This window comes from Leclercia sp. GHBNCSD, from assembly GCF_055805075.1.
In genome coordinates this window covers 316,055-341,937 of the sequence record NZ_JBQVYO010000002.1, presented here as the reverse complement: position 1 = coordinate 341,937, position 25,883 = coordinate 316,055, and the positions used below count along the sequence as shown (strand labels likewise).

The following is a 25,883-nucleotide window of genomic DNA, read 5'->3' as shown; positions in this document are numbered from 1 at the left end:
AAGCTAATTATCTAGTGAAAAAATCGCCAGAAAAGGGGGGTACTGGCAACCTCTATTTTCAACTGTTATTGTGGTGGGATTAAACGGTGTTAACACCGAAGGAACAAACAGGAGTCGTAAGCATGTTTACTGGTATTGTGCAGGGCACCGCGAAACTGGTGGCCATTGATGAAAAACCCAATTTCCGTACCCACGTCGTCGCCCTGCCGGACGAGATGCTCGATGGGCTGGAGACTGGGGCATCGGTTGCACACAACGGTTGTTGCCTGACGGTGACCGAAATTAACGGTAATCTCATCAGCTTCGATTTAATGAAAGAGACGCTGCGCATTACCAATTTGGGTGACCTGGTTGAGGGCGATATTGTTAACGTGGAGCGCGCCGCGAAATTCAGCGACGAAATTGGCGGGCATTTAATGTCAGGCCATATTATGACTACCGCGGAAATTGCCAAAATCCTCACCTCAGAAAATAACCGTCAAATCTGGTTCAAGGTGCAGGATCCTTCATTGATGAAGTACATCCTCTATAAAGGCTTTATTGGCGTGGATGGCATTAGTCTGACCGTTGGTGAAGTGACACCTACCCGATTCAGTGTCCACCTGATCCCGGAGACGCTGCAGCGCACGACTCTCGGCAGCAAAAAGCTGGGGCACAGAGTGAATATCGAAATCGACCCGCAAACCCAGGCGGTGGTCGATACCGTGGAGCGCGTACTGGCGGCGAAAGAGGCCGCCGCTATCCAGCAGACGCTCAACGACGCATGATAAAAAAGACCCCGGCAAGCCGGGGTCTTTTTTAGCGGGGCACCCGCAGGCCGTGCTCCACGCCGCGGCTGAATACCACCTGCCACAGCTGAATATCACGGGCGCGAAACGCACCGGCGCAGGCGTTCAGATAGTAGCTGAACATCCGTTTAAATCGTTCAGAATAGTTGTCGGCGATCTCCGGCCAGCTGGCAAGGAAGCGCGCATGCCAGGCCATCAGGGTAGTATCGTAATCAGCGCCAAAATTATGCCAGTCCTCCATTACAAAATGGGCTTCGCTGGCATTCGCAATCTGGCGAACTGAGGGCAAACAGCCATTCGGAAAGATGTACTTGTCTATCCAGGGATCAACGTTATGGTCGGTTTTTCGTGAGCCAATGGTATGCAGCAGGAACAGGCCATCCGGCTTCAGGTTACGATCCACCACGTTGAAATAGGTGTTGTAGTTTTTTGGCCCCACATGCTCGAACATCCCTACCGAGACAATGCGATCGAACTGATCGTGCAGATCGCGGTAGTCCTGTAACAGGATGGTGACATCCAGCCCGGCGCAGCGCGCCTGCGCCATGCGTTGCTGCTCCGCTGATATGGTCACACCGACCACGCTGACGCCATAGTGCTGCGCCATAAACTCCGCCAGCCCGCCCCAGCCGCAACCGATATCCAGTACCCGCATACCGGGCTGCAGTTGCAGTTTTTCGCAGATGAGGCGCAGTTTATCCTGCTGGGCCTGCTCAAGGGTGGTGGCCTCTTTCCAGTAACCGCAGGAGTACTGCATAGCCGGGTCGAGCATACGGCTGAACAGGTCATTGCCAAGATCGTAGTGCTCTTTGCCGACAATCCAGGCGCGCTTTTTACTTTGCAGGTTGAACAGGCGGGCAGTAGCGATGCGCAGGGTATCCTTCAGGTGGCTGGGCAGCTGTGTTTCCAGACCCGCTCGCAGAACCTTATGGAAAAAGATGTCCAGCCGTTCGCACTCCCACCAGCCGTCCATATAGCTCTCGCCGAGACCCAGTGAGCCCTGCTTCAGGACGCGTTTAAAAAAATCGGGGTGTTTAACTTGTAGATCGGAGGATGCCGGGCCGTTGATGGTGATACCCGCGCGGCTCAGCAATTCATTGACTATCCGGAACCAGTCATCATTCCGGATGCTGACTTCTTCTATACACGATGAACTCATAGCTTCTCCATCACCTGATGTGATCAGAACCCATAAACAGCGTAGACGCTCTTCATGGAGAGTGAGAAATTTCACGGTGCAACCCGTGAGGCTAATATCCGACGTAGAACAGAGGAAGGGAGAGGACCCTTGCCGAAAGGCCATCCATGGTAAAACGGGAGCAATCCGGCTCCCGTTAACACTTAATGATTTTAGTATTTATCAGAAAGCTTTAGCCAGTATAGGACTGATATCCTGGTGATTCAACAGCATATTGTTAGTACGCTAATTATTTATCCTGTCAGGCGTGGGAAGATTCTGCGTGCGGGCTCTCATCCTGCTGGCCCACAGGGAGATACTGCATCCGATAGCCAAGCGCGGCCAGCACGACGGTCGCCACCATCACGCTGGTGGTGGTCAGCAACGGGGTGGCAATCAGCCAGGAGACCAGCAGGCTCGCGAGGAAACAGAGTCCCAGCTGCAGGGTGTTCTGCAGTGCCGCCGCGCTGCCGGTTGCCTGCGGGAAGGGACGCAGCGCCTGCGCTACCACGATAGGGTAGATGGCGCCGTTCGCCACTGCCATCAGGCAGAAGGGGGCCAGCAACGCCGCCAGGCTGACGCCCGGAATAAACCCGATCGCCCAGGTACCGATCACGCTGACGGCAAACAGGCCCAGCAGCCACGGCAGCATCTGGTGACCCGGCCATTTTTGCAGGGCGGCGCGGCAGCCGTAACCCCCAATCAGGAAGGCGATAGTCTGCGGCACATAGCTCAGTCCGATCGCCGCCGGGCTGTAGCCCATATCGCTGAGGATAAACGGCGAGCCGGTCAGCCAGGCGAAGAAGCTGGCGGAACAGGCGGCGTAGATCAGCACGTTGCCGCGGTAGATCCGGGAGCGAAGCAGGGTAAAGAAGGTCACGCGGGAGGTTGGCTGCGCCTCTTTTACCGTCACTGGCTTCAGGAAAAAGGCCGGGATCATCAGCACCAGGGTAATGGCAAACAGCACCGCAAAAATGGCCTGCCAGCTGAAATGGGCGAGGATCCAGCTGCCGAGCAGCGGTGCCAGCGCTGGCGACAAGCCAACCAGCGGCATGATGGTGGCGAAAATGCGGTTGGTTCGCGATGCCGGGTAGTAATCGGTCACCAGCGCCTGCCAGGTCACCGCCGCGGCGCAGACCCCCACCGCCTGGATAAAGCGTAGCACCAGCAGCCAGGTGGCGTCGCGTACCCACAGCATACCGAGGCAGCCGAATGCAAAGATGGCTAAGCCGGCCAGCAGTACCGGCTTGCGTCCGAAGCGGTCAGACATCGGTCCCCAGAGCAGCTGCGCGAAGGCAAAACCGGCCAGGAAGAGGCTCAGGCTGGCGCTGATGGCGGCAGCCGGGGTTTGCAGATCCGCCTGCATGATGGCGAACGCAGGCAGGTACATATCGGTGGCGAGGAAGCCCAGCACGCTCAGGCCGCCGAGCCAGACTAAAAATCCTTTCCCGGGTTGCATGGTTTTATTGTCCTTATGGATGCAGGTTTAGGTAGCCGCTGAGTGTAGGCAGTGCAATCCCGCTTGTGAAACGCTAATATTTGGCGGTTGCATTCAAATTTTTTGCAGGCAGAAAATGTGGTCAGAATATTCCCTTGAAGTGGTGGATGCCGTGGCGCGTAACGGCAGTTTCAGCGGCGCGGCACAGGAGCTACATCGTGTCCCGTCAGCCATCAGCTATACGGTGCGTCAGCTTGAGGAGTGGCTGGCGGTGCCGCTATTTGAACGGCGACACCGTGATGTGGAGCTGACGCCTGCCGGGCTGTGGTTTCTGAAGGAGGGGCGTTCTGTTATCAAAAAAATGCAGATCACCCGCGAACAGTGTCAGCAGATTGCCAACGGCTGGCGCGGGCATATCTCCATTGCGGTGGATAACATCGTTCGTCCCGAGCGCACCCGCCAGATGATCGTCGACTTTTATCGCCACTTCGCTGACGTTGAGCTGCGTGTCTCCCAGGAGGTCTTTAACGGTGTCTGGGATGCGCTGGCGGATGGCAGGGTGGAGATGGCGATCGGCGCGACCCAGGCGATACCGGTGGGGGGGCGCTACGCGTTTCGCGATATGGGGATGCTGAGCTGGGTCTGCGTGGTGGCGAGCCACCATCCGCTGGCCGCGCTTCCCGGCCCGCTCAGCGATGATACCCTGCGCAACTGGCCGTCGCTGGTGCGGGAAGATACCTCCCGCTCGCTGCCGAAACGGATCACCTGGCTGCTGGATAACCAGCGGCGGATCGTCACCCCGGACTGGGAATCCTCTGCGACCTGCCTGTCGGCCGGGCTGTGCGTGGGGATGGTGCCGGTCCATTTTGCCCGGCCCTGGATAGACAGTGGCAAATGGGTGGAGCTGACGCTGGAAAACCCCTTCCCGGATGCGGCCTGCTGCCTCACCTGGCAACAAAACGACATGTCACCGGCGCTGGCGTGGCTGCTGGATTATCTGGGGGACAGTGAAACGATGAACAGGGAGTGGTTGCGGGAGCCAGAGGTACTGGCTCCCTGAGCGGATCAACGGCGGTAGTCGCGGAACGGGCCATCGGCGACGGAGCGGCGTTCGATCAAACGCGGATGCACTTCAATGGACTGCGACTCTTCACGTTTATTGACGATACGGTCGAGCAGCATGTTGAAGGCGGTCTCGCCCAGCGAATCTTTTGGCTGGTGGATGGTGGTCAGCGCCGGGGTGAAGAAACGGGCGTTGCGCACGTTATCATACCCGATCAGCGAAACGTCCTGCGGAACGCGCAGGCCCATCTCGTCAGCGGCACACAGGGCACCCATCGCCATAACATCGCCGCCGCAGAAAATAGCGGTCGGACGCGGCGTCTGGGAGAGGATCTGCTGCATGGCGCGATAGCCGGACTCCGGCTCAAAGTCGCCCTGGACGATCCAGTTTTCCGGCACCGTGATTAAGGCTTCTTCCATCGCTTTCATAAAACCGGCCAGACGACCGGCACCGGTGTTGCGCTCCAGCGCGCCCGGGATGACGCCGATATCGCGATGCCCGCGTTCGATCAGATAACGTCCTGCCATGTAGCCACCTTCAAAGGCGTTATCAATGACCGAGTCGGTGAAGTCCGCTTTCGCTTCGCCCCAGTCCATCACCACCATCGGGATATTGCGATACTCTTCCAGCATCTTCAGCAGCGGCTCCGGGTATTCCGAGCACATTACCAGCAGGCCGTCGACGCGCTTTTGCGCCATCATTGACAGATAGGCCCGCTGCTTCTCCAGGCTGTTCCAGGCGTTGCCGAGGATCAGGGTGTAACCTTTCTGGAAGCAGTTTTTCTCTACCGCTTCAATAATTTCTGCGAAGTAGGGGGCTTCGCTGCTGGTCGCCAGCAGGCCGATCGATTTGGTGTGGTTCACCTTCAGACTACGGGCGACGGCGCTCGGAGAATAGTGCAGCTCTTTGATCGCTGCCCAGACGTTGTTACGCGTCTCTTCCGCCACAAAGCGGGTTTTGTTAATAACATGTGATACGGTTGTAGTGGAAACGTTTGCGCGTTTCGCTACGTCTTTAATTGTTGCCATCAGATGTCACTCCAGACCATATCTTAAGCTCCTGAAAAACCAATAGGTAAACGTTTGCCTTCACTCGCCCTAATTGCGCAATTTGAATTGCGGTACGCCGGGAAAACGACACAGGACGTCAGGAGGGGGTCAATGGCCGGTACGCTAATAAATTTAGCGTGGAATTTTGGCTGATCTTGACCAAAAGGGGAAGAGTAAAAATCGATATCAATCTAAATCCAGCAAGATTTTTACCCTGAACTGTGCAAAAATGAGCAAGCTCACTCTTCGTAGGGTGATTAAAAGGAGAAAAATTGATGAGTACCGATCTTAAGTTTTCGCTGATTACCACCGTTATTGTTCTGGGTCTGATCGTTGCCAGCGGTCTTACGGCTGCGCTGCACTGATATTTGCGAGGGAGCTAACGCTCCCTCGTCTCCCTTCTGCTATTGTTACGCGTCCGGCAAAAATCTTTTGCCAAATTGTTAACTTCTCATTTTTTGTGATTGATGTCATGCTTTCGCCTTCATTGTTCTGTGTCGCCTGACGACACGGTATCCGGAGTTGAAGTATGAAAATCAATTTTCCGCTGCTGGCCCTGGCCATTGGCGCATTTGGCATCGGCACCACCGAGTTTTCTCCAATGGGACTGCTACCGGTTATCGCCCGGGGTGTGGATGTCTCTATTCCCGCTGCGGGCATGTTAATCAGCGCCTACGCTATCGGCGTAATGGTAGGGGCACCGCTGATGACCTTGCTGCTTTCCCATCGCGGCCGTCGTAATGCGCTGATCTTCCTGATGGCGATCTTTACCGTCGGTAACGTGCTGTCGGCGCTCTCCCCGGATTACACCACCCTGATGCTGTCGCGTATTTTGACCAGCCTCAATCACGGCGCCTTCTTTGGCCTCGGGTCGGTGGTCGCCGCAAGCGTAGTGCCGAAGCATAAACAGGCCAGCGCCGTAGCAACCATGTTTATGGGTCTCACCATCGCCAATATTGGCGGCGTACCCGCCGCAACGTGGATGGGCGAAGCCATCGGCTGGCGGATGTCCTTCCTGGCGACGGCGCTTTTGGGCGTGGTCTCGATGGTCGCGCTCTTCTTCTCCCTCCCTGCGGGTGGCGCGGGCGAAAAGCCGGATGTGCGTAAAGAACTGGCGGTGCTGATGCGCCCGCAGGTGCTTTCCGCCTTACTGACCACGGTTCTCGGTGCTGGGGCAATGTTCACCCTCTACACCTACATTGCGCCCGTTCTGCATGACATTAACCAGGCGACGCCTGCTTTTGTTACCGCGATGCTGGTGCTGATTGGCGTCGGTTTCTCCCTCGGCAACTTCCTGGGCGGCAAGCTGGCGGACCGCTCCGTAAGCGGCACCCTGAAAGGCTTTCTACTGCTGCTGATCGCGATTATGGTGGCGATCCCGTGGCTGGCACGTAATGAAGTGGGGGCGGCGTTCGCGATGGTGGTATGGGGAATGGCGACCTTTGCGGTGGTACCGCCGCTGCAAATGCGTGTGATGCGGGTGGCAAGCGATGCGCCAGGGTTATCCTCTTCCGTCAATATCGGAGCGTTTAACCTGGGGAATGCGCTGGGTGCGGCGGCGGGTGGTGCGGTGATCTCCGGCGGGCTGGGGTACAGCTTTGTTCCGGTGATGGGGGCCATCATTGCCGCGCTGGGGCTTCTGCTGGTGCTAATGGCCGACAGAAAACAACCTGAACCGGTTTGTGCCGCCGAATAAGACCAAAACGCAGAAGGCCCGGCCTTCTGCGTTTTTCGTTATGCCGCGAAGTTCTTCGCAACAAATTCCCAGTTTACCAGCGCCCAGAAGTGCTCGAGGTAGTTCGGGCGCGCATTACGGTAATCGATGTAGTAAGCGTGTTCCCATACATCCACCGTTAACAGTGGGGTAGCGTTGCTGGTCAACGGCGTGCCCGCATTGGACGTGGAAACGATGGCCAGTTTCCCGTCCGCCTCTTTCACCAGCCAGGTCCAGCCCGCGCCAAAGTTTTTCACCGCGGCGTCGGTAAACTTCGCTTTAAATTCCGCAAAGCTACCAAAGGTGGCGATGATGGCGTCAGCCAGATCACCCGTCGGTTCACCACCGGCCTGAGGCGCCAGGCAGTGCCAGTAGAAGGTGTGGTTCCACACCTGCGCGGCGTTATTGAAGATACCGCCCTCAGAACTACGCACGATCTCTTCCAGGGTTTTCCCTTCAAATGGGGTGCCGGCGATCAGGTTATTCAGGTTGGTGACATAGGTCTGGTGATGTTTGCCGTAGTGGTACTCCAGGGTTTCCGCAGAAATATGCGGGGCCAGAGCGTCTTTTGCATACGGTAATGCAGGTAATTCAAACGACATTGCTTCTCTCCTTATTATAGTGAACCATCCAATAACCATATTGAATGTAAGGATAGAGTAGCAAATTGAAAGACCCTACAAAAGAGGAACTTACCCCGCAGGCTTACCCGCGGGGCAGGGGGTTAACGCAGCGTGCTGGGCTTCATCACGCGGCGAGCGCCAACGTAATGGCGCTGCCAGTACTCTTCGCTCAGGGAGGTGAGCTGAATATCCTGGCCGGTACGCGGCGACTGAATAAATTTGCCGTTGCCAACGTAGACACCAACGTGATCGGCGGTGCCGCGACCCTGGGTGCGGAAGAACACCAGATCGCCGCTTTCGAGCTCACCGCGATCCACCGGGGAGGCGTCACGCAGATGGTACATTTCGTTGGCGGTACGCGGAATGCGGAACTTAACCAGATCTTTATAGGCGTAATAGACCAGGCCGCTGCAGTCGAAACCGGTACGCGGTGAGCTGCCGCCCCAGCGATACGGTTTACCAATCTGGCCCATTAGCTTATTTAGCGCCGTTTTCTGCGCTTTTTGCACCCGGACTTTATGCGCTTCGGCAAGGGTCGTGGTCTTGCTGGTTTTCACGCACTGCGCTTTATGGCCTTTACGGGAAGTACATTTTTCTGTCACAACGCGCGAAGCGGTTTGAGTTGTACGGGGCGCGCTGCGGGAGGAATTTTTGCTTTTCTTACTGGAGGTGGCTGGCTGTGTTTTAGCGAGGCTGCTTTTTTTGCTGCTGCTCTTTTTACTGGCGGTGCTTTTTTTGCTGGTGCTCTCTTTCTTCGTGGTTTTGCCGCTGCTGCTTTTTTTCTTCGGTTCGGTGGCTTTTGCCAGATGCGTTTTGTGGGCGGCAGAAGGCCGCGCCTGCTCTGAGGCGTTTGCCACCGGCGTGAAGGTGAGAGATGAAAACAGCAAAGCACAGAGCGTGATCGAGAATTTATTTATTCGCGCCACTGGGCATTCCCCTGGTAATAGCTGGATATAAATTATCCTGCGTCTGATTTACAAAACTTGTCGATTCTAATCTATAAAAAGCCCCTGCGTTAATAAACTTTTTGCATCTAAAACTGCGTTTCGTTAGCAAGTGCAAAAAAACAGAATTTCAACCGGTTGATCTGTACATTCGCTGAGCAAAGACGCAGGGGGGAACGGGATAAGGTAGTTTTACAATGCAACTTTACGTCACGCGCGGTAAAATCCTGTACGTGACGAAAATGTTATTTTCCGTAGTCGGCCTGAAACGCTACAATGTCAGACTATTGCCGTAACAGAAGTAAAAGGAAGCAAGACATGAGCACTACTATTGAAAAAATTCAGCAGCAGATTGCTGAAAACCCGATCCTGCTGTACATGAAAGGTTCTCCGAAACTGCCTAGCTGTGGTTTCTCCGCTCAGGCGGTGCAGGCGCTCTCTGCCTGTGGCGAACGTTTTGCTTACGTTGATATTCTGCAGAACCCGGATATCCGCGCTGAGCTGCCAAAATACGCTAACTGGCCGACCTTCCCGCAGCTGTGGGTTGACGGTGAACTGGTTGGCGGTTGCGACATCCTGATTGAGATGTATCAGCGCGGCGAACTGCAGCAGCTGATCAAAGAGACGGCTGCGAAGTACAAATCTGAAGAGCCAGGCGCCGAGTAATCTCGCGCACGGTAAATAAAAAAGCGACCTTCCGGTCGCTTTTTTTATGCGTTGTTGCCAACATCTGGCAGCGGCCAGCCGCCGAGACGCTTCCAGCGGTTAACGATTTCGCAAAACAGTTCCGCCGTGCGTTCGGTATCGTACAGGGCGGAGTGCGCCTGTGTGCCGTCAAAATCGATACCGGCGGTAATACAGGCTTTCGACAGCACGGTTTGCCCCAGCGCCAGCCCGCTTAAGGCCGCGGTATCGAAGGTCACAAACGGGTGGAACGGATTACGTTTCAGCGACGCGCGCTCGGCGGCAGCCATCATAAAGCTGTGATCGAAGGTAGCATTGTGCGCCACCATGATCGCGCGATTACAGTTCTGCTCTTTCATGCCCTTGCGCACCATTTTAAAGATGGCATGCAGCGCGTCATATTCACTCACTGCCCCACGCAGCGGGTTATGCGGATCAATGCCATTAAATGCCAGCGCCTCAGGCTGCAGGTTCGCCCCTTCAAAGGGTTCAACGTGAAAATGCAGCGTGGTATCCGGCAGCAAATTGCCCTGTTCATCCATCTTCAACGTGATGGCGGCAATTTCCAACAGCGCATCGGTTTTGGCGTTAAATCCAGCGGTTTCGACATCAATCACGACAGGATAAAAACCACGAAAACGGTCGCACAGACCGGTAAGTTGAGCGTTATCGGACATCTGGATCTCTTACAAGGGGAAAAAAGCAGTGCGTATTATGGCAAATTTTGAGGCGAGATGCAGTAAAACAACGGGCGCATGGCGCGCCCGTCAGGATCAGTTGCCCAGACCGCGACCGGCGTCTTTGGCTTCGATCAGTTCGATTTTATAACCGTCCGGATCTTCAACGAAGGCGATCACGGTGGTGCCGCCCTTAACCGGACCCGCTTCACGGGTCACGTTACCGCCGTTGCTGCGGATCCGCTCGCAGGCTTCTGCCGCGTTATCCACCTCCAGGGCGATATGACCGTAGGCTGTACCCAGCTCGTAGCTATCCACACCCCAGTTATAGGTGAGTTCGATAACCGCTTCGTCGCTCTCCGGGCCATAACCGACAAAGGCCAGGGAGTATTTGTATTCCGGGTTTTCGCTGGTGCGCAGCAGGGTCATGCCCAGCACGTTAGTGTAAAACTCGATGGAACGTTGCAGATCGCCAACGCGCAGCATGGTGTGAAGTAGGCGCATATTATCCTCTTAGCTTTTATCATCTTGAACAGAAACGATGTTTTAGTATAGCGGCGAAGTGTCGCCGCTATCAATGCGGGGGCTTATAAAGAGGGATAATCGGTGTAACCTTCCGCGCCGCCGCCGTAGAAGCTCTCCGGACGCTGCGGGTTCAGCTCGGCTTTGCGCTGCAGGCGAGCCACCAGGTCCGGGTTGGCGATATAGGCGCGGCCAAAGGCCACGGCATCGATCAGCCCTTTGTTAATCAGATCTTCGGCTTTCTCCGGTGTATAAGCCCCGGCACCGATGATCACGCCCGGGAAGCGGTCGCGCACTTTCTGACGGAAGGCATCGGTGTATGGCTCGCCGCCAGCCCAGTCTGGCTCGGACATGTGCAGATAAGCGATGCCGCGTTTTGCCAGCTCTTCGATCAGGTACAGCGCGTCGGCTTCTTCGTTCGGGCCGTTATCCACGTTCTGGAAAGAACCGATTGGCGAGACGCGAATACCAATGCGATCCGCGCTCCACTCTGCAGAAACCGCATCAATCACCTCAAGCACCAGACGGGCGCGATTCTCAACGCTGCCGCCATACTGGTCAGTACGCTGGTTAGAGGAAGGCGACAGGAACTGGTGCAGCAGATAGCCGTGGGCCCCGTGCAGTTCAACCAGATCGAAACCAGCTTCGCGGGCATTGGCGACGGCCTGGCGGAAATCGTTCACGATCCCCGGGATCTCGTCCAGCTCCAGCGCACGTGGCGTGGTGGTGTCAACGCGAATGGCGTTGCCATTCTCATCGCGCAGGGAGGTGCGGGTCCCCGCATTGATCGCAGAGGCAGATACCGGCGCCTGACCGCCAGGCTGGATGCTGCTGTGGGAGATACGGCCAGTGTGCCACAGCTGAACCGCGATGCGGCCATCTTCAGCATGCACGCCGTCGGTGATTTTCTTCCACGCCGCGATCTGCTCCGGGCTGTGCAGGCCAGGGGCGCCGGCATAACCTTTTGCCTGAGCAGAAATTTGCGTGGCTTCGGAGATGATCAGTCCCGCGCTGACACGCTGGCGATAGTATTCGCCCATCAGCGGCGTTGGGATATCGCCCGGCTCAATGCTGCGCAGGCGGGTGAGGGGCGCCATAAAGACACGGTTTGGTGCTTCGATTGCGCCCACCTTAAGCGGGGTAAACAATTTTTCAGCTGACATAAAGGCTCCTGAGTAGACCGGTCGTCTAGTAATTTGCGAAATAAAAACGCCTGTTAACTGCCAGGCGTAGCAATGATGGTTTTGACATGATCCAGCGCGCTCTCAAGCGGCAGCGCGCTGCGGGACATTTTGGCCTGCAGATTGGCCCCCAGCCACAGGGAGTAGAGCACCTGCGCCTGGGTGAGCGGTTCCCCGACGAAGGCCAGGGATTTCTCCTCCCGCCCCTTCGCCAGCGCCTGCGCCAGCAGGGTGATGACACCCGTGGCCCCTTTATCCATTGCCGTGCGCATATCTTCCGAGAGATCGCACACTTCAGCAGAGAGTTTTACCGTCAGACAGCCGCTGATAATGCCCTGGGCGCAGAACTGGGCCAGCGTCTCCTGATAATAAGCCAGAACACGATCGCGATAATTGCCCTGACCGCTGGCGAAGTGGCTGGCCAGACGCTGATGGTAATCCGCGTAATGCCGCTCCAGCAGCGCCACGCCAAACGCCTCTTTTGAGCGGAAGTAGTGATAAAACGACCCCTTCGGCACATCGGCGGTTTTCAGCAGCTCGCTCAGACCCATCCCGGTGAACCCGCGGTGCATGCAAAGACGCTCGCCGGTCGCAAGGAGATGTTCGCGTGTATCGTGTTCAGTGTGCTTATTCATGTCGACAATGTAATAGACCAATCGGTCTATTGCAAGCCTTACGTTCGACGACAGGCGGTAAGCAGATCCATCTGCGGCTGATAGACGGAGGTGCGAATGTTCATCATCCCCAGCACCGTGGAGAAAAGATTATCCTGCGACACCGCCTCTTTCGCGGCCTGATTACGCAGGCACAGCGCATCCACGCCAAAATTCTTTTTATAGTCCTGCGAGAGCCAGAACATGAACGGAATGTGCGTCTGCTGCGAAGGTGCCAGCATATACGGCGTACCGTGCAGGTAAAGACCGTTTTCCCCCAGCGATTCGCCATGATCGGAGAGATAAACCAGCGCCGTGTTCATCGTCGCCTGACGCGCCTTCAGGGCGTCGATGGTTTTACTCACCACGCTGTCGGTATAGAGGATGGTATTGTCATAAGTGTTCATCAGCGCCTGGTGATCGCAATCCTGGATCTGGTTGGTGTCACAGGTCGGCGTAAATTTGCGGTACTGCTCCGGATAGCGCTGATAGTAGGCCGGGCCGTGACTGCCCATCAGGTGGATCACCAGCACCGTATCCTGTTTAAGCCCATCAAGGGTCTCATTCAGACGATAGAGGTTAACGTCATCAATACAGGATTTATCCTTACAGAACTGATCCAGCTTCCACTGGGTCATGTCGGTATGCGGGATGCGATTACAGGCCCCTTTGCAGCCGCCATCGTTATCACGCCACAGCAGGTTTACCCCGGCGTGGGCCAGCACATCCAGCAACCCTTCCTGATGATGGGCCAGATCGGCATCATATTTTTTGCGCGGCATTCCTGAGAACATGCACGGCACGGAGACGGCAGTTTCAGTGCCGCAGGAGGAGGCCTGCGGGAAGTTAATCATCTCCTGCTTTTCCAGTTCAGGGTTAGTGTCACGCCCGTAACCGTTGAGGGAGTAGTTTTCAGCCCGGGACGCCTCGCCAATCACCAGCACCAGCACGGTTTTTTTCTGCTGCGCCAGCAGCACCGGGCCTTTACGCGCGTCTTCCCCGAGATGGATGAGAGTCTGGTCGCCGGCAAACCAGCGCGCCTTGCTGTACTTAACGATGGCGCTGACGTAGTTCGCTGGCGTCACCATTTTGACGATGCCTTTGTTGTTGCGAAACAGCGAGGCGTAGTCCTTATAAAAGAGTGCGGCCACCAGAAGGATCACCACCAGGCTCGCGAGGATGGCCGCCACGCGCATCAACAGCGTCTGCCACCACTTACCCGGACGAATACGAATCAGCGCCAGCACGGCGGCTGGCACCAGCCCGGCGATCGCCAGCCACAGCACCAGTTGCGGAGTGATAAGCGCCGTGGCCTCCTGAGAGTTGGTCTCGAAGACGTTAACCATCATATTCTGGTCAATCACCGCCCCGTAGGTAAACATGAACCAGGTCGCCGCCGCGCATCCCAGAGTGATCAACACCAGCAGCGGTTTGCGGATGAATGGAATATTCAGAATGCTGAAGACGATGACCCAGCCGCAGAAAAGTACCAGCGGCACGGTCAGGGCAAAGACAAAATCATGCAGCCGGGTGGGGGCGATCACCTGCCAGCTGCGGTGAATAAAGAGGGCGTTTAACAGGGTAAACAGGAGCGCGCAGCCCAGCGTAAATTTTGTATCGTTACACTGTAACTTTTTTAACATCTGCATCATCGTCAACCAGCAAGAATAGTGATGAGGCGAGTATAGGGAGCGAAGATTAGTGAAACCTTAATGCCACAATTCTGTGGTTGACCTCTTGCGTAACCCCGGCTTAAGGTCTTCACTTTACTGAATCTTGGGTTTCGGGAGGTGCGTGTGGCTGAACAACTGGAGTTCTTTCCTGTCCAGAGCCCGTGCCGCGGTATTTGCCAGTCGGATGAGCGAGGGTTTTGTCGCGGCTGTATGCGCAGCCGGGAAGAGCGTTTTAACTGGCAGTCGATGAGCGATGCCCAGAAACAGGAGATCCTGCGCCTGTGCCGCCAGCGTCTTTTGCGTAAATTGCGCGCAAACAAGCCCCCTGAAGCTGAAGAACCTCAGCAGCCCTCACTTTTTTAGCGTCACAAACGCGTATACTCTCCCCAGACTTTTTTTAAAGGAAATTGGTATGGTTCAGCGTATTACCCTTGCCCCGCAGGGCCCGGAGTTTTCTCGTTTTGTGATGGGCTACTGGCGTCTGATGGACTGGAACATGTCCGCCCAGGAGCTGGCCAGTTTTATTGAAGAGCATCTGGATCTGGGGATCACCACTGTCGATCACGCCGATATTTATGGCGGCTACGAGTGTGAAGCAGCCTTTGGTGAGGCGATGAAGCTCTCTCCCGCGCTGCGTGAGCGTATGGAGATCGTCACCAAATGCGGTATCGCCACCACGGCGAAAGCGGAGCATGCCCTCGGCCACTACATTACCGACCGCGACCATATTATTCGTAGTGCAGAACAGTCCCTCACGAATCTGGCGACCGATCGCCTTGACCTGCTGCTGATCCACCGTCCCGATCCGCTGATGGACGCCGATGAGGTTGCCGAAGCCTTCCTCGCCCTGCACCAGAGCGGCAAGGTGCGCCATTTTGGCGTCTCTAACTTTACGCCAGCCCAGTTTGCCCTGCTGCAGTCGCGTCTGCCGTTCACCCTGGCGACTAACCAGGTTGAAATTTCGCCGGTTTATCAGCCGCTGCTGCTGGACGGTACCCTCGATCAGCTCCAGCAGCTGCGTATTCGCCCGATGGCCTGGTCCTGCCTCGGCGGTGGTCGCCTGTTTAATGATGATGCCTTCCAGCCGCTGCGCGATGAGCTGGCGAAGGTGGCCCAGGAGCTGAATGCCGAAACTATCGAGCAGGTGGTCTATGCGTGGATTTTACGTCTGCCATCCCAGCCGCTGCCGATCATTGGTTCCGGCAAAATTGAACGTGTACGTTCAGCGCTGGCAGCAGAGCAGCTGAACATGACCCGCCAGCAGTGGTTCCGCATCCGCAAAGCCGCGCTGGGTTACGACGTGCCGTAATTCTCTATTTGTCTGACTTTCCGGTTAAAACGTTGCCCCTGGTATAAACTTAAGGGGCAAAAAATAACCAAGGAGGTCATATGAAGCGATTTACTCTGGCAGCGTTAACGCTGGTGGTTTGTGCAGGTGCGCAGGCTGCCAGCGAAGAAGTAAAGATGAACCTCGTCACCTCTCAGGGGATCGGCCAGTCCATCGGGACAGTCACCATCACTGAAACCGATAAAGGCCTGGAGTTTTCCCCGGATCTCAAAGCCCTCCCTCCGGGCGAACACGGTTATCACGTCCATGCCAAAGGCTCCTGCGAACCGGCCATGAAAGATGGCAAACCGTCCGCCGCTGAGGCCGCGGGTGGACACCTCGATCCCCATAACACCGGCAAACATGAAGGGCCGGAGGGGATGGGCCACTTAGGCGATCTGCCAGCGCTGGTGGTCAACAATGACGGTAAAGCGACCGACCCGGTCGTTGCCCCGCGCCTCAAAAAGCTGGATGAGGTAAAAGGCAAAGCGCTGATGATCCATGTCGGTGGGGATAATATGTCGGATCACCCTAAACCTCTTGGCGGTGGCGGGGAGCGCTACGCCTGCGGGGTGATTTGATCGCTGAGGGTGCCCGGTGCGGGTGCCTGTTCCAGCTGGGATAGCGAGCAGTGCAGTCGCCAGATCAGGGCCGCAAGCTCTTGTCCGGCGGGCTGCAGATGATGCGACAGAGTGTCACAGATACGCTGAAGCTCATCCAGCGTGGCGGCCAGGGGACGCTGCTGTACGCCGCGTTCGCTCATGATGTCACGCAGCAGTGAGACGGCGACGTCGCGCACCCGGGCCAGCGGATCCGAGCGCGTCTCCCAGTCCCGTAACTGCCAGACCACATGGCTGCAGTTCAGCAGCACCACTCCCCAACGCAGCAGCCAGCGTCGCGCCAGCGCATCCTGACTGTTATTGAGCTGGTTAACATGGTGATAGACCAGCGATTCATAGCCATTCTCGCTGAGCCGCGGCCTGCGGCTCAGCTGATCGACAAATCCGCGCCGCAATTCGCGAATGTGACGACGGCTCTTACGCGCATCGGAGCCCGGACGCAGCACCGCAAAGGCCAGCCACGTCAGCCCCACGCCAAGTATTTTTGCCAGGTTGTCATTGAGAAAATCGGCAAAGTCATACACCGGCGGGTTGGTCACTGAAATAAATGAACCCATAAAGACAATAAGCTGCCCCCACAGACCGGCGAGGGCGGGCATCTGCTGCTTCATAAGTTGCATGGTGGTCAGCAGCGGGAAGAGAAACAGCAGGAACAGCCAGAGGTCCGAGATCTGCACCATCAGACCAAACTTGACCACAAAGCTGAAGAGCGAGAGCAGGATTAGGGTGCGCAGCAGCAGCGTGAGCGAATTAAAGGGCGAGGCCGCCACCGAATAGAGCACGCTGCTGATCGCGGCCAGGGTCAGGGCCGCCCCCCCTGCATCCCACTGGGCGGCAATGGTCCAGGCGCCTACCAGGCTAAGGGCGCAAAAGGTGCGAAAGCCGCTCCAGAGCGCTTCCAGATTATCAGTATGCCGGGCCAGCGCCGGGCTGCGGGGAACGATAAATTCTGTTATCGGCGTCGCGGTTTCAACGGCTTTTATCCAGCGGCTGCTCTGTAGATACAGACGGCAGAAATAGCGTAGTCGCAGCCAGAAGGCACGATGGCGGTAATCCGCGTCGGTGCCTGGCCTCAGTGGAGCAAGGATCCGCGCCACGGTATAAAAATCGGCGTCAGGACGGGCAAGGGCGGCGAGGAGTTGATCGATAACCTCCCGGGTGTGGGCGGGCGGATTGGGCCAGTTCAGCAGCATGCGGCGCAGACTGGAGATGGCGCTGGTCATCCGAAGCTGCTGGTGGAGGAGATAATTAAGCAGGGCATTCTGGCGGCGAAAACGGTAGTGGCTCCAGAAAGCCTGGATACGCAGCAGGTTCATGGTCAGGATCTGGGCGATAACCTTCTCGTGGGCCAGGCGAATGGCATCGTTACTGTCGGGCTGCCACAGCAGGCTGGCGTGCTCCAGCAGCCGGATGTGCATGGTTTTCAGCGCGGTGATGAGGGCTTTGCCGTCGGAGGTGCTGGGCAGGATCATCATCATCACCCCGCCGCTAAGGATGCCAATAATAACTTCGCACACGCGGGCCTGGGCGATATCCCACAGCTGGGTGGTGTCGAGAATATCAATGACCGGGAACGCGATGATCGCCGCGGTGTATCCAGCCAGCTGGAAGGCATAGGCGACGTTATTGGTGAAATGGGCGCAGGCCCAGGTGCAAAGCGCCAGCCAGGCCGCCATGCTGAACAGAAATAGCCACGGGTCGTTGAGCGTATGACCGGCAATAATCAGCGCAGCGGTGGCACCGAGCAGGCTGCCCGCCACGCGGCCAAGGCTTTTACTGATCACACCGCCAACGGTCGGGAAGCTGACCACCGCCGCCGAGGTCATCGCCCAGTAGGGTTCGTCGAGGTTAAGACAGTAGGCGACAGTGAGAGCCAGGCACATCGCTATCCCGTTGCGCAGGGCGTAGCGCCACTGCGCCGGGGTCGCCTTTATCCACGGCAGGTTGCGCCATGAAAAAGCGGGGAGGTTCACCGGGCGGTTCCCACAGAGACGGTACAGGTGGTGCCGGAGACCAGCGTCAGGTCAGGCGGTAGCTTGTCGAAACTGATGCGCACCGGGATGCGCTGCGCCAGCCTCACCCAGGGAATATTAGGTTTCACGTCGGGCACTAGCCCTGAATCGGTCTCCACGCTCTGATCGTAGATAGCCCGACCAATACTCGATACGTGACCCTGTAACGTTTGCGAACTGCTGTAGAGTACGATCTGCACCGGCGCACCCTCACGGATATGCCGGAGCTTGGTCTCTTCAAAATAGCCCACCACGTAAAAGGAGTGGCTGTCGACCAGGGCGAACACCGGCTGGCCCGTGGAGGCGTAATCACCCACCCGGGTTGAAAGATTGGTGACCCAGCCGTCCACCGGTGCTTTAACCACCGTCTGGGTCAATTGCCACTGCGCCTGTTTTAGCGTCGCTTCAGCCACCGCTACGTTGGCCTGCATCGCTTTGACGTTAATATTGGCGGTATCCAGATCTTCGGCGGAGATATATTTTTGCGACAGGTGGCGGCGCCGGTTCGCTTCATTATTGGCTTTTGAGAGATCGGACTGAGCTTTTGCCAGCTGCGCCTCGGCGTTAAGCACTGCAATATGGAACGGGGTCTGATCAATTCTGAAGAGCACCTCTCCCGCATGGACAAACTGGTTATCTTTAATGTGCAGGGTGGTAATCGTGCCGGAAACCTGGGGCGTCACGCTGACCTGCTCGGCGCGCACCTTTCCGTCCCGGGTCCAGGGGGACTGCATATAATAATTCCATAGCCACCATCCGGCGATAAGCGCCACGGCCAGAACCAGTAATGATGAAAAATATTTAATTGTTTTCATAAGCATAGTCACCACACAATGAGCAGAACCAGGCCCAGGCAGACTGCAAGGACGAATAACGAAAGATCCATCAGCATGGGGTGCCAGATTTCACCGGAATAGATCCAGTCGCGCAGCAAGCGGTGGGTGACCAGCCAGAGAATAAAACCCAGCATCACCGCTTTGAACAGAGGGGGAAAGTAAACCGAGGCACCTACTATCAGATCCTGAAGCGGTAACCCCGAGGCGTTAAGCGTGAACGTCACGTGCCGGTTCCTTTGCAAATGGGTCGTGGCCAAAAAGCGCGGCCGCATAACGCGCTGGGGCGTCACAACAAAGTGTAAATCAGACTCTCATCAAGGATGTATGCAGTATTGCATTTGTTTTGGCAATATAAATGCTGCACACTATTCTAAAATCAGTATAATAACTTAGCAAGCTAATTATAAGGAGATGAAATTGGAATCGCCACTAGGTTCTGATCTGGCAAGGTTAGTACGCATCTGGCGTGCTCTGATTGACCATCGCCTGAAACCTCTGGAATTGACACAGACGCATTGGGTCACGCTGCATAACATCCATCAGCTGCCACCCGACCAGTCACAGATCCAACTGGCAAAAGCGATTGGCATCGAGCAGCCATCACTGGTACGAACGCTCGATCAACTGGAAGAGAAGGGGCTGATTTCACGCCAGACCTGCGCCAGCGATCGTCGTGCCAAGCGGATTAAACTCACTGAGAAAGCCACCCCCATCATCACAGAGATGGAGGCGGTGATCAGCAAAACGCGCGGTGAGATCCTCTCAGGGATCACGCCCGCCGAACTGGAACTGCTGATCTCGCTGGTAGCCCGGCTTGAGCACAATATCAATGAGCTACAGTCCCGCGACTAACCTTTAAAAAAGCCTTGCGAACGCAAGGCTTTTTCTTTACTGGAACACGACCACCCGGTTACGTCCGCTCTCTTTTGCCTCGTACATCGCCTTATCTGCACGCCCGACGCACTCTTCCGCACTGATTTTCGCTATGGCGGTAAACACGCCCATACTGATGGTGATGGGCTCGGGAAGTTGTCCCTCCGAGCTGGCTTTATCGAAGCTGCTCAGTTTTAAGCGTATCCGCTCCGCAACCTGGCGCGCCGCTTCAGGGGGGGTATGGGTCAACAGCAGGACAAACTCTTCTCCCCCGATGCGCGCCGCAACGTCATTTGGCCGGACGGAATCCATCAGCAGCTGGGCGACAAACTGCAACACCTTATCCCCCTGCAGGTGCCCGTAGCAGTCGTTGATGCGCTTAAAACGATCGAGATCGCTGACGATAACCGAGACCGGCTCCGTCGGGTTCACCGTATGAAGGGCGTGGTTCAGGGCATCATAAAAATAGCTGCGGTTGTAGAGGCGTGTCAGCGGATCGCGAATGGAGTTCTCGTAAGACTGTTGATATTTCAGGTGCGATTTTCGATACAGATTAAATACGTCGTAAAGCAACACGAACATAATCAGCAGCGTGGCGACGGCTTCAAATAACCGTGCGCGATACCACGAGATATCTTCTGCCTGTCCACCTAAAAACAACATGGCAAGCGTGGCAATATAACAGAGGCATAAGAAATTCCCGCCCACCCAGAACAGATTGCGCACCCGCGTCGTACGCAACAATATCGCCAATGCAATAACCCAGAGCGTGATGAGCGTGATGTTAATGGGCCGTTTCCACAGCAACAGATATTGCCGGGTGTCGTTGTCGACCAAATCTAATGATAATAAAGCCACGTTGCTGGAGTAGAGCCAGGCCAGTATCAATATCAGGGCCGTAAAAATAAACATGCCTGAAATAATCGAAAGATGGAAAATTCGCGACAGTGGCCGGCTGCGGATAGCGTACAGCACAGCCGCAACGATAAAGAGCATGGCCATCAGCAGATGACGGAACGCAAAGTAGATCATGGCGTCGTTATAGTTAACGACGTTGAACTGATAAAGATCCAGCCAGGCCGGGAAGCTGGATAGCGTGCCCACCATCAACAGTGCGGAACCGATAAAGGCGAATGCAAAGGACATCAGATATAAACGCATTCTGTCGCACCAGTATTTCATCACCATGAAACAGGCGATGAACAGGTGAAATACCAGTAAAAAAATGGTGAGCATAGGAAAGAGAAACGGGGAAAATGACGCCGTCTTTCCGACCAGGCCAAAAAAAAGAGAGTGTAAAATTCCGATGACAATAAAGCAGCCCACAAAAAACTGCGCATACTTGTTCTTAATATAATGATTTATCGCAAGCATAAATATTTCAAATAAAGAAAAAAGGATTTGCGAATCATCTCATAAGCGCAGGGGGAATACTTTGCGCAGGAACAAGCGGCACGAGAATTAAATATAAATAATGTGAATGTATTAAATTAATATATTTATATTAGTAATGCTTAATGGTGCGGGGCGTGATCGGATGACCACGCCCATAACGTTATTAACGTGGGGAGACGGTGACCTGGCTGCCGTTGCTGGCCAGTACCACACGTTGACCAGCAGCAAACCGCGTATTGCCCTGTTTCTGGACCACCATAATGGTGCTGCCGTCATCCTTGCGGATCTCTAACTCAACGCCCTGGGATTTGTTCATCGCACCCTGGACGCCCTGACCCGCAACGCCACCGGCTACGGCACCCGCCGCGGTTGCCAGTGAACGGCCTGTGCCGCCACCCACGGTGTTACCGAGGAAGCCACCCAGTACCGCACCGCCAAGTGCGCCGATCACGTTGTTCTCATCACCACCCTGAATCTGTACCGGGCGCGCGTTCACGATGGTGCCGTAAGTGACATTCTGAACCTGTTTCGCCTCAGAGGCACTGTAAACGTCCCCGGACAGGGAGTTGTCATTAACACAGCCAGCCAGAGTGAATCCAACCAGCGAAACGGCCAGTACACGTAAAATCATTTGAATCTCCTGTTCACCAAAAACGCTCGTTGAGCATCCGTTATGGCTAAATTATATGGCATCGGGTGCCATAAATCCTATCTTTGCTCAAACACAATCAGAATGGTACTCGATTCTCACTCAACCATAGCTATACAAGCGACGATGTCACCCTGCAGGAGATACGGATTATTCCTGGAGTGACGCCTAGCGCCAGCTATTGTTAAAAAGTATGAGTCCATCGTAGCATTGATAATCGGTTTATGGTGGAGTGAGTCATCAGCCCAAACGGATTAAGGAAAACGGATGAAATCGGGTCGCTACATTGGCGTAATGTCAGGAACCAGTCTGGATGGTGTGGATGTCGTCCTGGCGGCAATAGACGAGAATATGGTTGCCCAGCAGGCAAGCCTTAGCTGGCCTATTCCCCAGGAGACGAAACAGGCGATCCTGAATATCTGTCAGGGCCAACAGCTGACGCTGTCGCAGCTGGGGCAGCTTGATACGCAGCTCGGACGCCTGTTTGGTGATGCGGTGCTGGCGCTGATGAACCAGGAGAATCTTCGTCCGCAGGATGTGGTGGCGATCGGCTGTCACGGGCAAACGGTCTGGCATGAGCCGGGCGGCGATGCGCCGCATACGTTGCAGATAGGCGATAACAACCAGATCGTCGCCAAAACCGGCGTGACGGTGGTGGGGGATTTCCGCCGCCGCGACATGGCCCTCGGCGGGCAGGGCGCACCGCTGGTCCCCGCGTTCCACCACGCCCTGCTGGCGCATCCGACGGAGCGCCGCATGGTGCTCAACATCGGCGGCATCGCCAATCTTTCTTTATTGATCCCAGGCCAGCCGGTACGCGGCTTCGACACCGGGCCGGGAAATATGCTGATGGACGCCTGGATCTGGCGTCAGGCGGGTAAAGCCTACGATAAAGACGCCCAGTGGGCATGCAGCGGTAAAGTTATTATCCCGCTGCTGCAAAGCATGCTCAGCGATCCCTATTTTGCCGCACCGGCGCCGAAAAGCACTGGCCGCGAATACTTCAACTACGGCTGGCTTGAGCGTCAGCTGGCGAACTTCCCGGGCCTGGCGCCTGAGGATGTACAGGCCACGCTGGCAGAGCTTACTGCCGTTTCGGTCTCGGAACAGGTGCTGCTGAGCGGGGGCTGCGAGCGTCTGCTGGTGTGCGGCGGCGGCAGCCGTAACCCACTGGTGATGACCCGTCTCGCCGGTCTGCTGCCGGGCACGGAGGTAACCACCACCGACAAAGCAGGGATCAGCGGCGATGACATGGAGGCGCTGGCCTTTGCCTGGCTGGCGTGGCGCACGGTGGCTGGTCTGCCGGGGAACTTACCCTCGGTAACCGGAGCCCGTGAAGCGAGCGTGTTAGGTGCTGTTTTTCCAGCGAATCCGCGGCAAAATCAGAGTTAACCGAATTTCACTTAAGCCTGCTGTGGGTAAGAATAGCCGAAAAAACGGGAGGGCCTACGCGCCCTCCGGGACCAGGAAAGTCTTCGGAATTTACCCATGAAAAAACTGCTTCTTGCTTTTACTCCCTTTCTGCTGGCGAGCTGTAGCGTTTACAACCAGTTCGTCGAGCGCATGCAAACCGACACGCTGGCCTATCAGTGCGACGAAAAGCCCCTGACCGTTAAGCTCAATAATCCCCGTCAGGAAGTCAGTTTCGTGTACGACAATAAGCTGCTGACGCTGAAACAGGGGATCTCCGCTTCCGGGACCCGATACAGCGACGGGGTGTATGTCTTCTGGTCGAAAGGCGACAGTGCAACGGTCTACAAGCGCGATCGCATTGTGCTGAACAATTGTCAGATCGAAAATCCGAAGCGTTGAGATTTTGCAGGGGGCGGCGCACAATAGCGTCACCCATTGTCAACGTCAGTTAACGCCATGTCAGATAACGACGAATTGCAGAAAATTGCGCACCTGCGGCGCGAATACACCAAAGGCGGCCTGCGTCGCCAGGATCTCCCCGCCGAGCCGCTGGTGCTGTTTGAGCACTGGCTAAAACAGGCCTGTGAAGCACAACTTGCCGATCCCACCGCGATGGTGGTTGCCACCGTCGATGAAAATGGCCAACCCTGGCAGCGCATCGTGCTGCTCAAACATTACGATGACAAAGGACTGGTGTTCTACACCAACCTTGGCAGCCGTAAGGCGCAGCATCTGGAAAACAACCCGCGTATCAGTTTGCTCTTCCCGTGGCATATGCTGGAGCGCCAGGTGATGGTCACCGGCTCCGTTGAACGTCTCTCAACCCTTGAAGTGGTGAAGTATTTCCACAGCCGTCCGCGGGACAGTCAGATTGGCGCCTGGGTCTCTAAACAGTCGAGCCGTATCTCTGCCCGCGGCGTGCTGGAGAGCAAGTTCCTTGAGCTGAAACAGAAATTCCAGCAGGGCGAAGTGCCGCTGCCGAGTTTCTGGGGCGGCTTCCGCGTCTCCGTTCAGCAGATGGAATTCTGGCAGGGCGGTGAACATCGCCTTCACGACAGGTTTATCTATCAGCGCGATAACGGCGCGTGGAAAATCGATCGGCTGGCACCCTAATCCCCGAAATTTGTTCTCTTAAGCGCTGGCGCTACGTTGGTCAGCGCTTTATTCTATGTACCTTTCGCGTCTGGCGAAAAGTCGTGTACCGGCAAAGGTGCAGTCGTTTTATACATGGAGAATTTGATGGCAAGCAGTAACTTGATTAAACAATTGCAAGAGCGGGGGCTGGTAGCCCAGGTGACGGACGAGGAAGCGTTAGCAGAGCGACTGGCGCAAGGCCCGATCGCGCTCTATTGCGGCTTCGATCCTACCGCTGACAGCTTGCATTTGGGGCATCTGGTTCCTTTGTTATGCCTGAAACGCTTCCAGCTGGCTGGCCATAAGCCTGTGGCTCTGGTCGGTGGCGCAACGGGTCTGATTGGTGACCCAAGCTTCAAAGCCGCTGAGCGTAAACTGAATACGGCGGATACCGTAGAGGAGTGGGTGGCGAAAATCCGCAAACAGGTCGCGCCATTCCTCGACTTTGACTGTGGTGAAAACTCCGCGATCGCTGCGAACAACTACGACTGGTTTGGCAGCATGAACGTGCTGACCTTCCTGCGGGATATCGGTAAACACTTCTCCGTTAACCAGATGATCAACAAAGAAGCGGTGAAGCAGCGTCTGAACCGTGACGATCAGGGCATCTCCTTTACCGAGTTCTCCTACAACCTGCTGCAGGGGTATGACTTTGCCTGTCTGAACAAGCTGCACGGCGTTGCGCTGCAGATTGGCGGCTCCGATCAGTGGGGTAACATCACCTCCGGTATCGATCTGACCCGTCGTCTGCACCAGAATCAGGTCTTCGGTCTGACCGTTCCGCTGATCACCAAAGCGGACGGCACCAAGTTCGGTAAAACTGAAGGCGGCGCGGTATGGCTCGATCCGAAGAAAACCAGCCCGTACAAGTTCTACCAGTTCTGGATCAACACCGCAGATGCTGACGTTTATCGCTTCCTGAAGTTCTTCACCTTTATGGACATTGAAGAGATCAATGCTCTTGAAGAAGAAGACAAAAACAGCGGTAAAGCGCCACGCGCCCAGTACGTGCTGGCCGATGAGGTCACTAAGCTGGTTCACGGCGAAGAGGGCTTAGCGGCGGCCAAGCGCATTACCGCCAGCCTGTTTAACGGTACCCTGAGCGATCTGAGCGAAGCAGACTTCGAACAGCTGGCGCAGGATGGCGTGCCAATGGTGGAGATGGAAAAAGGCGCCGATCTGATGCAGGCCCTGGTCGACTCTGAGCTTCAGCCGTCCCGTGGCCAGGCGCGTAAAACCATCGCCTCTAACGCCATCACCATTAACGGTGAAAAACAGTCTGACGCGGAGTACGTCTTCGCTGACAGCGATCGCCTGTTTGGTCGTTATACCTTGCTGCGTCGCGGTAAAAAGAATTACTGTCTGGTTTGCTGGAAATAATCATAAAAGCACAGGGGCGTGGGAAACCACGCCCCTTTATTTTTTCAGGGTTGTGGTA

General features: G+C 55.9%; 28 protein-coding genes. 13 read left to right on the top strand and 15 right to left on the bottom strand.

The genetic code is table 11. From position 1 onward, the window contains the following. The first annotated feature begins 122 nt into the window (after positions 1-122). Positions 123-767 (top strand): riboflavin synthase subunit alpha, encoded by a 645-nt coding sequence (locus tag ACT3IC_RS21985; RefSeq protein ID WP_103179352.1) that lies wholly within the window; start codon positions 123-125, stop codon positions 765-767. Between the two features lie 31 nt (positions 768-798). On the opposite strand, the gene cfa is transcribed toward ACT3IC_RS21985, so the two are convergent. Both cfa and punC read right to left on the bottom strand, forming a co-directional pair. After that, positions 799-1,947 (bottom strand): cyclopropane fatty acyl phospholipid synthase, encoded by a 1,149-nt coding sequence (gene cfa / locus ACT3IC_RS21980; protein ID WP_103179353.1) that lies wholly within the window; start codon positions 1,945-1,947, stop codon positions 799-801. 280 nt (positions 1,948-2,227) lie between these two features. Continuing rightward, positions 2,228-3,424: a purine nucleoside transporter PunC gene (punC, locus tag ACT3IC_RS21975; RefSeq protein WP_103179354.1), complete on the bottom strand. Its 1,197-nt coding sequence runs from the start codon at positions 3,422-3,424 to the stop codon at positions 2,228-2,230. A 115-nt stretch (positions 3,425-3,539) separates the two neighbouring features. On the opposite strand from punC, the gene punR reads away from it, so the two are divergent. Then, positions 3,540-4,463 (top strand): DNA-binding transcriptional activator PunR, encoded by a 924-nt coding sequence (gene punR / locus ACT3IC_RS21970; protein ID WP_103179355.1) that lies wholly within the window; start codon positions 3,540-3,542, stop codon positions 4,461-4,463. A 5-nt stretch (positions 4,464-4,468) separates the two neighbouring features. Here punR and purR read toward each other — a convergent pair whose 3' ends face one another. Further along, a complete protein-coding gene (gene purR, locus ACT3IC_RS21965) occupies positions 4,469-5,494 on the bottom strand; it encodes an HTH-type transcriptional repressor PurR (RefSeq protein ID WP_103179356.1) in 1,026 nt (341 codons plus the stop codon). A gap of 296 nt (positions 5,495-5,790) precedes the next feature. Here purR and cydH point away from each other — a divergent pair, with 296 nt between their 5' ends. Both cydH and ACT3IC_RS21955 read left to right on the top strand, forming a co-directional pair. Next, entirely contained in the window at positions 5,791-5,880 is a 90-nt protein-coding gene (gene cydH, locus ACT3IC_RS21960) for a cytochrome bd-I oxidase subunit CydH (RefSeq protein WP_103179357.1), read from the top strand. A 164-nt stretch (positions 5,881-6,044) separates the two neighbouring features. Next, positions 6,045-7,211 carry an MFS transporter gene (locus tag ACT3IC_RS21955; protein ID WP_103179358.1) on the top strand — a complete coding sequence of 389 codons (1,167 nt, stop codon included), beginning with the start codon at positions 6,045-6,047 and terminating at the stop codon, positions 7,209-7,211. A gap of 38 nt (positions 7,212-7,249) precedes the next feature. Here ACT3IC_RS21955 and sodB read toward each other — a convergent pair whose 3' ends face one another. After that, the gene (gene sodB / locus ACT3IC_RS21950; RefSeq protein WP_103179359.1) at positions 7,250-7,831 is read right to left on the bottom strand and encodes a superoxide dismutase [Fe]; all 582 of its coding nucleotides are present in this window, start codon (positions 7,829-7,831) and stop codon (positions 7,250-7,252) included. 122 nt (positions 7,832-7,953) lie between these two features. Beyond that, complete coding sequence (locus ACT3IC_RS21945; protein ID WP_103179360.1) at positions 7,954-8,778, bottom strand: C40 family peptidase; 825 nt, start codon at positions 8,776-8,778, stop codon at positions 7,954-7,956. Between the two features lie 336 nt (positions 8,779-9,114). On the opposite strand from ACT3IC_RS21945, the gene grxD reads away from it, so the two are divergent. Continuing rightward, a complete protein-coding gene (gene grxD, locus ACT3IC_RS21940; RefSeq protein WP_032617810.1) occupies positions 9,115-9,462 on the top strand; it encodes a monothiol glutaredoxin 4 in 348 nt (115 codons plus the stop codon). A gap of 44 nt (positions 9,463-9,506) precedes the next feature. Here grxD and rnt read toward each other — a convergent pair whose 3' ends face one another. The 5 genes from rnt to eptA all read right to left on the bottom strand — a co-directional run bounded on the left by rnt (position 9,507) and on the right by eptA (position 14,162). Continuing rightward, complete coding sequence (gene rnt / locus ACT3IC_RS21935; protein ID WP_103179361.1) at positions 9,507-10,157, bottom strand: ribonuclease T; 651 nt, start codon at positions 10,155-10,157, stop codon at positions 9,507-9,509. Positions 10,158-10,253: 96 nt separating this feature from the next. Further along, the gene (gene gloA, locus ACT3IC_RS21930) at positions 10,254-10,661 is read right to left on the bottom strand and encodes a lactoylglutathione lyase (RefSeq protein WP_103179362.1); all 408 of its coding nucleotides are present in this window, start codon (positions 10,659-10,661) and stop codon (positions 10,254-10,256) included. An 83-nt stretch (positions 10,662-10,744) separates the two neighbouring features. Beyond that, on the bottom strand, positions 10,745-11,842 hold the full coding sequence (gene nemA / locus ACT3IC_RS21925) for an alkene reductase (RefSeq protein ID WP_114315181.1): 1,098 nt from the start codon (positions 11,840-11,842) through the stop codon (positions 10,745-10,747). A 53-nt stretch (positions 11,843-11,895) separates the two neighbouring features. Then, positions 11,896-12,495 (bottom strand): TetR/AcrR family transcriptional regulator, encoded by a 600-nt coding sequence (locus ACT3IC_RS21920; protein ID WP_103179364.1) that lies wholly within the window; start codon positions 12,493-12,495, stop codon positions 11,896-11,898. A 38-nt stretch (positions 12,496-12,533) separates the two neighbouring features. Beyond that, complete coding sequence (gene eptA / locus ACT3IC_RS21915) at positions 12,534-14,162, bottom strand: phosphoethanolamine transferase EptA (protein ID WP_473479516.1); 1,629 nt, start codon at positions 14,160-14,162, stop codon at positions 12,534-12,536. Positions 14,163-14,309: 147 nt separating this feature from the next. On the opposite strand from eptA, the gene ACT3IC_RS21910 reads away from it, so the two are divergent. The 3 genes from ACT3IC_RS21910 (at position 14,310) to sodC (ending at position 16,094) form a co-directional block, all read left to right on the top strand. Further along, the gene (locus tag ACT3IC_RS21910; RefSeq protein WP_103179366.1) at positions 14,310-14,549 is read left to right on the top strand and encodes a DUF1289 domain-containing protein; all 240 of its coding nucleotides are present in this window, start codon (positions 14,310-14,312) and stop codon (positions 14,547-14,549) included. 49 nt (positions 14,550-14,598) lie between these two features. Next, positions 14,599-15,495: an aldo/keto reductase gene (locus tag ACT3IC_RS21905; protein ID WP_156654386.1), complete on the top strand. Its 897-nt coding sequence runs from the start codon at positions 14,599-14,601 to the stop codon at positions 15,493-15,495. A gap of 80 nt (positions 15,496-15,575) precedes the next feature. Then, on the top strand, positions 15,576-16,094 hold the full coding sequence (gene sodC / locus ACT3IC_RS21900) for a superoxide dismutase [Cu-Zn] SodC (protein WP_103179368.1): 519 nt from the start codon (positions 15,576-15,578) through the stop codon (positions 16,092-16,094). On the opposite strand, the gene ACT3IC_RS21895 is transcribed toward sodC, so the two are convergent. The 3 genes from ACT3IC_RS21895 to ACT3IC_RS21885 are packed head-to-tail and all read right to left on the bottom strand — an operon-like array spanning position 16,073 to position 19,205. Continuing rightward, entirely contained in the window at positions 16,073-18,106 is a 2,034-nt protein-coding gene (locus tag ACT3IC_RS21895; RefSeq protein ID WP_473479363.1) for an FUSC family protein, read from the bottom strand. The two genes, sodC and ACT3IC_RS21895, sit on opposite strands and share 22 nt — an antisense overlap. Continuing rightward, a complete protein-coding gene (locus ACT3IC_RS21890; RefSeq protein WP_156654388.1) occupies positions 18,103-18,966 on the bottom strand; it encodes an efflux RND transporter periplasmic adaptor subunit in 864 nt (287 codons plus the stop codon). The genes ACT3IC_RS21895 and ACT3IC_RS21890 overlap by 4 nt, the downstream gene beginning before the upstream one ends. Positions 18,967-18,968: 2 nt before the next feature. Further along, a complete protein-coding gene (locus tag ACT3IC_RS21885) occupies positions 18,969-19,205 on the bottom strand; it encodes a DUF1656 domain-containing protein (protein ID WP_103823914.1) in 237 nt (78 codons plus the stop codon). Positions 19,206-19,392: 187 nt separating this feature from the next. Here ACT3IC_RS21885 and slyA point away from each other — a divergent pair, with 187 nt between their 5' ends. Then, the gene (gene slyA, locus ACT3IC_RS21880) at positions 19,393-19,833 is read left to right on the top strand and encodes a transcriptional regulator SlyA (protein ID WP_103179372.1); all 441 of its coding nucleotides are present in this window, start codon (positions 19,393-19,395) and stop codon (positions 19,831-19,833) included. Between the two features lie 36 nt (positions 19,834-19,869). On the opposite strand, the gene ACT3IC_RS21875 is transcribed toward slyA, so the two are convergent. Together ACT3IC_RS21875 and slyB are read right to left on the bottom strand one after the other, a co-directional pair. Further along, positions 19,870-21,228 (bottom strand): sensor domain-containing diguanylate cyclase, encoded by a 1,359-nt coding sequence (locus tag ACT3IC_RS21875; RefSeq protein ID WP_159339037.1) that lies wholly within the window; start codon positions 21,226-21,228, stop codon positions 19,870-19,872. 184 nt (positions 21,229-21,412) lie between these two features. Next, positions 21,413-21,880, bottom strand: a complete 468-nt coding sequence (slyB, locus tag ACT3IC_RS21870; protein WP_103179374.1) for an outer membrane lipoprotein SlyB — start codon at positions 21,878-21,880, stop codon at positions 21,413-21,415. 285 nt (positions 21,881-22,165) lie between these two features. On the opposite strand from slyB, the gene anmK reads away from it, so the two are divergent. From anmK to tyrS, 4 genes are all read left to right on the top strand, one after another. Further along, positions 22,166-23,290 carry an anhydro-N-acetylmuramic acid kinase gene (gene anmK, locus ACT3IC_RS21865; protein ID WP_103179375.1) on the top strand — a complete coding sequence of 375 codons (1,125 nt, stop codon included), beginning with the start codon at positions 22,166-22,168 and terminating at the stop codon, positions 23,288-23,290. A gap of 96 nt (positions 23,291-23,386) precedes the next feature. Beyond that, positions 23,387-23,710, top strand: coding sequence for a C-type lysozyme inhibitor (gene mliC, locus ACT3IC_RS21860; protein WP_103179376.1), 324 nt, complete (start codon positions 23,387-23,389; stop codon positions 23,708-23,710). A 57-nt stretch (positions 23,711-23,767) separates the two neighbouring features. Further along, complete coding sequence (gene pdxH / locus ACT3IC_RS21855) at positions 23,768-24,424, top strand: pyridoxamine 5'-phosphate oxidase (protein WP_103179377.1); 657 nt, start codon at positions 23,768-23,770, stop codon at positions 24,422-24,424. A 126-nt stretch (positions 24,425-24,550) separates the two neighbouring features. Next, positions 24,551-25,825 carry a tyrosine--tRNA ligase gene (tyrS, locus tag ACT3IC_RS21850; RefSeq protein WP_103179378.1) on the top strand — a complete coding sequence of 425 codons (1,275 nt, stop codon included), beginning with the start codon at positions 24,551-24,553 and terminating at the stop codon, positions 25,823-25,825. Positions 25,826-25,883: the final 58 nt, after the last annotated feature.

Excerpts from the sequence above, each read along its gene's own strand:
- nemA (WP_114315181.1), bottom strand. The coding sequence starts at position 11,842 with ATGTCAGCTGAAAAATTGTTTACCCCGCTTAAGGTGGGCGCAATCGAA.
- ACT3IC_RS21985 (WP_103179352.1), top strand. The coding sequence starts at position 123 with ATGTTTACTGGTATTGTGCAGGGCACCGCGAAACTGGTGGCCATTGAT.
- slyA (WP_103179372.1), top strand. The coding sequence starts at position 19,393 with ATGAAATTGGAATCGCCACTAGGTTCTGATCTGGCAAGGTTAGTACGC.
- slyB (WP_103179374.1), bottom strand. The coding sequence starts at position 21,880 with ATGATTTTACGTGTACTGGCCGTTTCGCTGGTTGGATTCACTCTGGCT.
- mliC (WP_103179376.1), top strand. The coding sequence starts at position 23,387 with ATGAAAAAACTGCTTCTTGCTTTTACTCCCTTTCTGCTGGCGAGCTGT.
- tyrS (WP_103179378.1), top strand. The coding sequence starts at position 24,551 with ATGGCAAGCAGTAACTTGATTAAACAATTGCAAGAGCGGGGGCTGGTA.
- pdxH (WP_103179377.1), top strand. The coding sequence starts at position 23,768 with ATGTCAGATAACGACGAATTGCAGAAAATTGCGCACCTGCGGCGCGAA.
- cfa (WP_103179353.1), bottom strand. The coding sequence starts at position 1,947 with ATGAGTTCATCGTGTATAGAAGAAGTCAGCATCCGGAATGATGACTGG.
- sodC (WP_103179368.1), top strand. The coding sequence starts at position 15,576 with ATGAAGCGATTTACTCTGGCAGCGTTAACGCTGGTGGTTTGTGCAGGT.
- grxD (WP_032617810.1), top strand. The coding sequence starts at position 9,115 with ATGAGCACTACTATTGAAAAAATTCAGCAGCAGATTGCTGAAAACCCG.
- cydH (WP_103179357.1), top strand. The coding sequence starts at position 5,791 with ATGAGTACCGATCTTAAGTTTTCGCTGATTACCACCGTTATTGTTCTG.
- rnt (WP_103179361.1), bottom strand. The coding sequence starts at position 10,157 with ATGTCCGATAACGCTCAACTTACCGGTCTGTGCGACCGTTTTCGTGGT.
- ACT3IC_RS21875 (WP_159339037.1), bottom strand. The coding sequence starts at position 21,228 with ATGCTTGCGATAAATCATTATATTAAGAACAAGTATGCGCAGTTTTTT.
- eptA (WP_473479516.1), bottom strand. The coding sequence starts at position 14,162 with ATGCAGATGTTAAAAAAGTTACAGTGTAACGATACAAAATTTACGCTG.
- punR (WP_103179355.1), top strand. The coding sequence starts at position 3,540 with ATGTGGTCAGAATATTCCCTTGAAGTGGTGGATGCCGTGGCGCGTAAC.
- purR (WP_103179356.1), bottom strand. The coding sequence starts at position 5,494 with ATGGCAACAATTAAAGACGTAGCGAAACGCGCAAACGTTTCCACTACA.
- punC (WP_103179354.1), bottom strand. The coding sequence starts at position 3,424 with ATGCAACCCGGGAAAGGATTTTTAGTCTGGCTCGGCGGCCTGAGCGTG.
- ACT3IC_RS21905 (WP_156654386.1), top strand. The coding sequence starts at position 14,599 with ATGGTTCAGCGTATTACCCTTGCCCCGCAGGGCCCGGAGTTTTCTCGT.
- ACT3IC_RS21955 (WP_103179358.1), top strand. The coding sequence starts at position 6,045 with ATGAAAATCAATTTTCCGCTGCTGGCCCTGGCCATTGGCGCATTTGGC.
- gloA (WP_103179362.1), bottom strand. The coding sequence starts at position 10,661 with ATGCGCCTACTTCACACCATGCTGCGCGTTGGCGATCTGCAACGTTCC.
- sodB (WP_103179359.1), bottom strand. The coding sequence starts at position 7,831 with ATGTCGTTTGAATTACCTGCATTACCGTATGCAAAAGACGCTCTGGCC.
- anmK (WP_103179375.1), top strand. The coding sequence starts at position 22,166 with ATGAAATCGGGTCGCTACATTGGCGTAATGTCAGGAACCAGTCTGGAT.
- ACT3IC_RS21890 (WP_156654388.1), bottom strand. The coding sequence starts at position 18,966 with ATGCTTATGAAAACAATTAAATATTTTTCATCATTACTGGTTCTGGCC.
- ACT3IC_RS21920 (WP_103179364.1), bottom strand. The coding sequence starts at position 12,495 with ATGAATAAGCACACTGAACACGATACACGCGAACATCTCCTTGCGACC.